This is a genomic window from Parabacteroides sp. AF17-3 (genome assembly GCF_003635445.1).
In the GTDB taxonomy this organism is placed as follows: domain Bacteria; phylum Bacteroidota; class Bacteroidia; order Bacteroidales; family Tannerellaceae; genus Parabacteroides; species Parabacteroides goldsteinii.
The window spans coordinates 471,791-479,155 of record NZ_QTMM01000002.1 but is presented as its reverse complement, the minus strand read 5'-3'; the positions used below and the strand labels follow the sequence as shown (position 1 = coordinate 479,155).

At 40.0% G+C, this 7,365-nt stretch carries 5 protein-coding genes and 1 pseudogene; 5 read left to right on the top strand and 1 reads right to left on the bottom strand.

Annotated elements, in window-relative coordinates:
- The first annotated feature begins 29 nt into the window (after positions 1-29).
- The 5 genes and pseudogenes from DWW91_RS04060 to DWW91_RS04040 all read left to right on the top strand — a co-directional run bounded on the left by DWW91_RS04060 (position 30) and on the right by DWW91_RS04040 (position 4,757).
- A complete protein-coding gene (locus tag DWW91_RS04060; protein WP_122327024.1) occupies positions 30-923 on the top strand; it encodes a HEPN domain-containing protein in 894 nt (297 codons plus the stop codon).
- Positions 924-1,030: 107 nt separating this feature from the next.
- On the top strand, positions 1,031-1,366 hold the full coding sequence (locus DWW91_RS04055; RefSeq protein ID WP_010801025.1) for a helix-turn-helix domain-containing protein: 336 nt from the start codon (positions 1,031-1,033) through the stop codon (positions 1,364-1,366).
- Complete coding sequence (locus DWW91_RS04050; protein WP_122327023.1) at positions 1,344-2,510, top strand: type II toxin-antitoxin system HipA family toxin; 1,167 nt, start codon at positions 1,344-1,346, stop codon at positions 2,508-2,510. The genes DWW91_RS04055 and DWW91_RS04050 overlap by 23 nt, the downstream gene beginning before the upstream one ends.
- A gap of 57 nt (positions 2,511-2,567) precedes the next feature.
- Positions 2,568-3,454: pseudogene (locus DWW91_RS04045) on the top strand (HEPN domain-containing protein).
- 211 nt (positions 3,455-3,665) lie between these two features.
- Complete coding sequence (locus DWW91_RS04040; RefSeq protein WP_048314327.1) at positions 3,666-4,757, top strand: tyrosine-protein phosphatase; 1,092 nt, start codon at positions 3,666-3,668, stop codon at positions 4,755-4,757.
- Here DWW91_RS04040 and DWW91_RS04035 read toward each other — a convergent pair whose 3' ends face one another.
- Positions 4,758-7,346: a hypothetical protein gene (locus tag DWW91_RS04035; RefSeq protein ID WP_122327022.1), complete on the bottom strand. Its 2,589-nt coding sequence runs from the start codon at positions 7,344-7,346 to the stop codon at positions 4,758-4,760.
- Between the last annotated feature and the right edge of the window lie 19 nt (positions 7,347-7,365).

Here is a 7,365-nt window from a genome sequence, read left to right as displayed (position 1 = left end):
TATTTTAACGTTGTACATAATCAAGCATAATGAAAGACTCGATCGCTTATCTGCCCAAAGACAAACAGGAAGAACTGAATTTTCTTGTAACGGAGATACTTCGTCGCTTACCTCAGACGGAGTTTATTATTCTGTATGGAAGTTATGCGAGGGGTAATTATGTTCGCCGTAGCATACGAATTGAAGACGGCGGTATTCCTACCGTTAAAATCTCAGATTATGACATCTACGTGATAACAAGCGGAATAAACAGCAAAAAGGCAGAAACCATTTTGGATAACGTAGAAGATATCTTCTTTGCCGGAAAAGATTTTGACCGCGACACTCCGGTCGAGTTTATCAACGATGATATTAAGCAGCTTAATAAGTTTATTGAAGAGGGCCGGTATTTCCATACACAAATAAAGCAGGAAGGAGTAATACTTTATAATAGTGGAAAATACAAATTGTCTCGTAGGAGAAAACTCAATTTTGATGAGATAAAGAAACAGGCACAGGACTATTTTAATGAGAAGTTTGAAAAAGGAAATTTCTTTTTTGATGATGCCATAACAAATAAAGAAAGAGATAGGTATCAAATGGCATCTTTTTATCTTCATCAATCCTGTGAAAATTATTACTATGCTATCCGATTGACATTTACTTTGCGAAATAACAAACAACATAATCTATCCAAATTATCTTCTACCACCAGGCGCTATTCCGATGATCTGAGTACTGTATTCCCTCAAAACACTCCTGAAGAGAAACGACTTTTTAAACTATTAAAAGCCGCTTATGTGGATGCCCGGTATAATCCTCACTTCGTCGTGACTAAAGAGGATATCGATGCGCTTATCCCAAAAGTCGAATTGCTTAGGGATATAACGAAGCGGATTTGTGAGGCGAAAATTAAGGAATATGGGGAGCAGAGTGGTATATAGATACATCGACACTTTCGATAGTTGTCCTTTTTGTATTTACTGGAAATAAATATTATCTTTGTAACTAATACAATAATATTGATTAAGCCGTTTATTGCTACTATAGTATGACTTTATTATATACATTCGACGAAGATAAGACAGAAGCCATAATGAAGGTTCTGGCACAAAACTGTCAGAAGAGACGTTTGGAAAAAGGCCTCTCACGAGATGCTTTGGCAGATTTGAGTAAGGTTCCTGCTGCTACAATCGCGAAATTTGAAACGAAGCATGTCATATCTTTAGTTTCTTTTGTTGCATTGGCAAAAGCGTTGGGATATACCAATGATTTGAAACAATTATTGTCAGAACCATTATACAACACAATGGCTGAACTGGATGAGATAAACAGGAATTTAAACAGGAAAAGAGGAAGCCGTAATGTCAGGAAAGAAAAAGAGTGAAACCAGGAAGATAAGGTCTTTGGAGAAAATCAGACAGATAAATAAAGTGTCTGTATTCTATGGAGACAAAAAGGTGGGTGAACTTGCTATGACTCCTACTCAAAGGTGTGCTTTTGAATATGATAAAGAATGGCTAAAGTCCGGTTTTTCTATTGCTCCAAGGCAATTAGACTTGAAAGAAGGTTTGTTTATTGCCCCCATAGAACCTTTCTATGGCAATTTTGGAATTTTTGAAGACAGCCTGCCTGACGGGTACGGGCGTTATCTTTTAAACAGAATATTGCAAAAAGAGGGGATAGATGATACCTGCTTGACTCCTGTGCAACGTTTAAGTATTGTTGGCGCTTCCGGAATGGGGGCCTTATCGTATGTGCCTGAATTATATATCGGTGAGCCAAAAGGTCTACCGGAATTAGATTATATGCAAAATTTAGCTCTCGAGGTGCTTGCCGAGAAAACGGATAAGGATGTCGATGTTCTTTATTTTAATAGTGGTAATTCAGGTGGCTGTCGCCCAAAATCACTTTATAAAGATGAGGAAGGAGATTGGATATTGAAATTCCGTCATATCAATGATCCGAAAGATATGGGTAAAATGGAATATCAATATAATAAAGCTGCTCGTGCATCAGGTATCAATGTGCCTGACTTTAAACTTATTAAAAATAAATATTTTGCTACAAAACGATTTGATATAGAAGATGGTCAACGTTTACACACCGCAACAGCCGGAGCTTTACTTAATCAATCTATCCATTATCCGGCATTGACTTATGAGAATTTATTGGCTTTAACCGGAGTCATCACGCAAGACCCTGTTCAGGTGGAAGAAATGTTCCGAAGAATGGTATTTAATATACTGGCTGAAAACAAAGACGACCATGTTAAAAACTTCAGTTTTTATTATAGGAACGCCCAATGGGAATTGGCACCAGCCTACGATTTGACAAGATGTAGTGGCGGTTATAATGGTGAACACGCTACAACTGCTAACGGCAGCGGAAATCCAACTATTGAAGACATGCTTGTCGTGGGCGAGGGTATCCGTATTTCCCGTAAAAGAGGACAAGAGATTATCGGTCAGCTTAAAGAAGTCTGCAAAGAAATTCTTGCCGACAGATTCAAAGAAAGATCCAATAAGTAGCAGTTGTTCACATAATAATGTACTTTTGTATTTTAACGTTGTACATAATCAAGCATAATGAAAGACTCGATCGCTTATCTGCCTAAAGACAAACAGGAAGAACTGAATTTTCTTGTAACGGAGATACTTCGTCGCTTACCTCAGACGGAGTTTATTATTCTGTATGGAAGTTATGCGAGGGGCAATTATGTTCGCCGTAGTATACGGATTGAAGACGGCGGTATTCCTACCGTTAAAATATCAGATTATGACATTTACGTGATAACAAGCGGAATAAACAGTAAAAAGGCGGAAACCATCCTGGATAACGTAGAAGATATCTTCTTTGCCGGAAAAGATTTTGACCGCGATACCCCTGTTGAGTTTATCAATGATGATATTAAGCAGCTTAATAAGTTCATTGAAGAGGGGCGGTATTTCTATACACAAATAAAGCAGGAAGGAATTATTCTTTATGATAGTGGGAGATATAATTATCTCGTCGTCGGAAATTAAACTTTGAAGAGATCAGAGAGCAGGCACAAGAGTATTTTGATGAAAAGTGTGTGAGAGCAAATAACTTTTTAAAGTATGCAATAATGGCTGACAAAGAGACAGATTATAAAGAGGCATCTTTTTTTCTTCATCAATCCTGTGAAAATTATTACTATGCTATCCGTTTAACACATACACTACGAAACAGTAAACAGCATAACCTTTCCAAATTAATATCTTCTGTAAGACGTTATTCCGATGACCTGAATAATGTATTTCCTCAAAACACCTCCGAAGAGAAACGATTTTTTAAACTATTAAAAGCTGCCTATGTGGATGCCCGCTATAATCCTCATTTTGTAGTCACAAAAGAAGATATTGATGCACTTATACCAAAGGTGGAAATGCTTCGAGATATTACAATGCGGATTTGTGAGGAGAAAATTAAGGAATATGGAAATACTGATTGACCAGAAATCAATTATATTGCAATTTAATGAATGCTTTGCATTGATAAAATAAGATGACAAACGAGGTTACCTTTTTTTATATTCCAAAATAAATAAACGATATTCTAAATTTCATTTATAGGGCTAAAACCGGTTCTGTTTTTGTGTAATTGGTTTTAAACCTGTATCTTGCGCGCCTTTTAAAATATTTATTAATGAGTAAAAGCGTGTTATGAAGAAGAATTTGTTTAGCTGTTTATTGCTACTATTTTGTGCCTCCGGAGTATTTGTTTCTTGTGGGGACGATGATGAGAAAACGACTGTTGGATATTCGGGTAAGGATATAAGCGGAGATGCTGGGATTACCCGTGATAAAGAGACGAAAAAGGCTGTGCTGAGTGTGGATACCGATAAAGCCTGGGAATTATATGCCGGTTCTACAGCTGAAGATATCGATATGAATACACCTTGTCTGACCGGTGACGGAAAAGGCTCTTTCGATTTGAGCGTCGATGCCGGAAAAAGATCCGTATTCTTGTTTAAGACGGCTGAAGGTCAGGCTTTATTAGCGGAAAGATTGTTGCCGGTCACTGCGTATAACTTCAGGGATTTGGGTGGTATAAAAAATAAAGAGGGGAAATTTGTTCGTTGGGGAAAATTGTTCCGTACGGACGAAATGAATAAGATGACTGATGCCGACCTGACATATCTGGCAAGTACGGGACTGAAAACCGTTGTCGATTTTCGTACTGCAACAGAAAAAGAAGGTGGATTTGGCGGTATGATGCCGGCTGCTCCGGATAAATTGCCTTCTACTGTAAAGAATCCTTATAATTTAGAGATCAATGCCGGTAATATATTTTCTGATGAAATTATCGGAAGTATATCTAAGGGACTTAGTGAGGAAGAAACTGCACAGATCATGATTGACGGGTATATCGAAATGATCAGTTATGATGATTATGTGGCCAAATACAAAGAGTTCTTTAAATATCTTCAGGATGAAAATTCTTTACCGTTAAGTTATCATTGTTCAGCTGGTAAAGACCGTACCGGGGTTGCGACCATGCTTATCCTGTCGGCTCTCGATGTGGATAAGGCGACGATTATGAAGGATTATTTGCTTAGTAAAGAATATATTAAGGGTAAATATGATTCGTATTTGAAATATTATCCTCAGATCGCCCCGTTAGTAACTGTCGATGAAAAATATCTGAATGCCGCCTATGATAAGATAGACGAAAAGTATGGCTCCATGACTAAGTTCCTGACAGAAACGTTAGGAGTCGATATCCAGAAGATGAAACAGTTGTACTTGTATTGATTACTTGTAAACCCCGATTATTCCATCTGCTGTAATTGTCTCGGCACTTACCTTGAACTTCCGGCATCTGCTGTTATTGTAGAACCGGATACTGGCTTTGCCTTTTTCATCCGGAGTAACGGAGGGATTCCAGTATAAAGTGCGTCGGTAATCTGGTTCGGGAGGAAGCACTGAATAATCGGGACTATAAAATTCTTTGACCTGGCTGTAACCTTCCAGCCAGGTTTTTCGTACCCCTTTACCTGCATCTGTCGAAATCTTGTCTTCCGGGTATGTTTCAACAAAAACGACACAACCATATATCTTATCTATTTCCAGCGGAGATATTCTTGGGTCTGCATATTTACACATAGTGGAGATATCCTCGTTGATGTAGATAGACTTGATGGCTTCGAGCCGGATCAGTTTGTATTTGTTGTAATCCATTTCAGTAGCCATCGTCGGTTCATAGTTGATTACAAAAAGAGGCATTCTGCCTTTGTATTGCAGATATTCGTCCTGTCTGGAGAAGGCTTTTCTGAAATTATTATTCATATTAATCATCAGTTCATGGATATCTTTTCCGATGTATTTGCCCTGGTCCGTGATATCATCCCATTCTGACTGAACGTCATAATAGGCGATAGATTTCGATCGGTTGTTGTAGATATCCTTTTCACGTGATCTCTTTTTAGCGGTAACGGTTACTTCATCCAGGCGGAGGATTTTTTCTTTGTTTCCCGCTTTGGCCAATGAATCTTCGTAAGAAGTCAGCAGGGCGTTGATATCTTCTTCCGGTTCCTGAATATCGGGAACTTCTTCCAGCTCAGTTTTTTCTTCTTTATCTCCTTCCGCTCTATCGGCGATGTTCACTTGCATCTCGGCATAGCGGTATCTCTTAGGTTCCGGAGTGAAAAGCCTGTCCAGTATGATCCGGTGGTCTTTCTTTTTCCCTTTTTCGCTTACAGCCAGTATCATATTCCATTTCCCGGTAATATCTGTACGGAAAGCGAAACGTCCCAGGCTGTCTGTAACAAATACATCGAACGCATTGCCGGGCTTTTCCTCTTCGCCCCTTTTGAGCAGGAAGGAAGAGACGGTGACATTCGGTTTGGGTATTTTCCTGACAAATGAAACTACCTGGCCGTGCATTTCGATACCTTGTTCCGGCCTGTATTTCAAGTCGAATGGTTCTATACCAGCCATCTGCTTCCAGGAATAACGGTGCCAGCCTTGCACCATCATAAGAAGGTCGAGAGCTGAGCGATGGGTAGAGTCGTCCGCTTCGAAATAGTAAGACGGGTTGCGGACGTACCCTTTGATTTCGGACATCAGCAGTAGATCGGTCAGGATAGTATGATTCCACGCAACTTCGTTCATGCCGTCTCTCACCGATAAGGAGAATGGCGTTTGTACGGGATTGGCTTCCCGGTCGGTTAGGGTAAATTCCATATCGACTGCTTCGTAAGGCTCGTATGTCTCTTTCGAGGTTTTTGACTGAATACTAAATTGGTTGTCTTTGTTGTTGAATAGGAGGCGGTCGCAAAGTATTTCTCCATCGGAATTGAATAATATGGCTTGTGCAACACCTGCCGGGAAGTTTGTTTTATCTACTTTGAACCGGATTGTTTCATTATGGATGACATTAATAAGGCTGTAGCCATGTAGTTGTCCTCTGCTGATAAAAACCAGGCCCAGTTTCTCGGCGGGAGTATATTTATTTTTCTGTAGGGAGATTTCGAGACTGTCAGGAGAAGACAGGTTGTCCACATGGAAGGTGAATCCTTGTGGTAATGGCTTGGGCATATCAAACTGGTATTGTTTGCCGTTGTAGTCGACTATTGCTTTTCGTTTGCTTTCGTCAGGTGTATAGTCGAAGAAACCTCGTCCTTCGTGAACTGTTGAAAAGGTGGAGATATCTTCTTTGTCTTCATTGATGATCTTTCCGGAGGCTTCCAGCGGGTTACCGAATGCATCGGTTATTTCGAATGCAATCCGTGAAGTGATGCCGTGGATCAGGTTTCCTCCTTCCGGATAGAGTTTCAAGGTTACTTTCTTGTCTTTTTGAGGCTTCTCCCGTTTCTTCGGGTATTTGCCGTATCCGTATTTCAGCATGTTTTTCTCTTCGAAGTTTCCCTCTTCTTTGGGCTTGTTAAATACGGGCAGTAGCCGGGAGAAGATAACGTCTTCGCCGAAGTTCAACATATATTTCGTGTAGGCACGGACTTCATAAAATCCGGAATAGAAGGGAAGCTGGCCTAGCGTGAAATCACCATGGCACCGGCCGTCTTCTATTTTCAAGACACGCTTGTCCACTATTTCTCCTCCGGGATTGAGCAGTTCGACATACAGGGTTTTGCTCAGTTCGGTTGCCTGGTGCAATTCGGAGGTTACGACGTAACATGTAAACCAAATATTATCGCCCTGATAGTAACTGGTGTTATCGAAATGCAGGTAGACTTTTTCGTGGGGAATATATTGGGAAAACTGATCGGTCGCACGAATAAACTGGGTTAGTTTATTGAGTACACTGTCCGGTTCCTGCCCCGATGCTTTAAGGCAAAATAGTAAGAGAAAAATATAGTTGATAACGTTGTAATGTGTTTTCATGCGACTTCGTACTTCCCTT

Coding starts and splice junctions, on each gene's coding strand:
- DWW91_RS04050 (WP_122327023.1), top strand. CDS start 1,344: ATGTCAGGAAAGAAAAAGAGTGAAACCAGGAAGATAAGGTCTTTGGAG.
- DWW91_RS04055 (WP_010801025.1), top strand. CDS start 1,031: ATGACTTTATTATATACATTCGACGAAGATAAGACAGAAGCCATAATG.
- DWW91_RS04060 (WP_122327024.1), top strand. CDS start 30: ATGAAAGACTCGATCGCTTATCTGCCCAAAGACAAACAGGAAGAACTG.
- DWW91_RS04040 (WP_048314327.1), top strand. CDS start 3,666: ATGAAGAAGAATTTGTTTAGCTGTTTATTGCTACTATTTTGTGCCTCC.
- DWW91_RS04035 (WP_122327022.1), bottom strand. CDS start 7,346: ATGAAAACACATTACAACGTTATCAACTATATTTTTCTCTTACTATTT.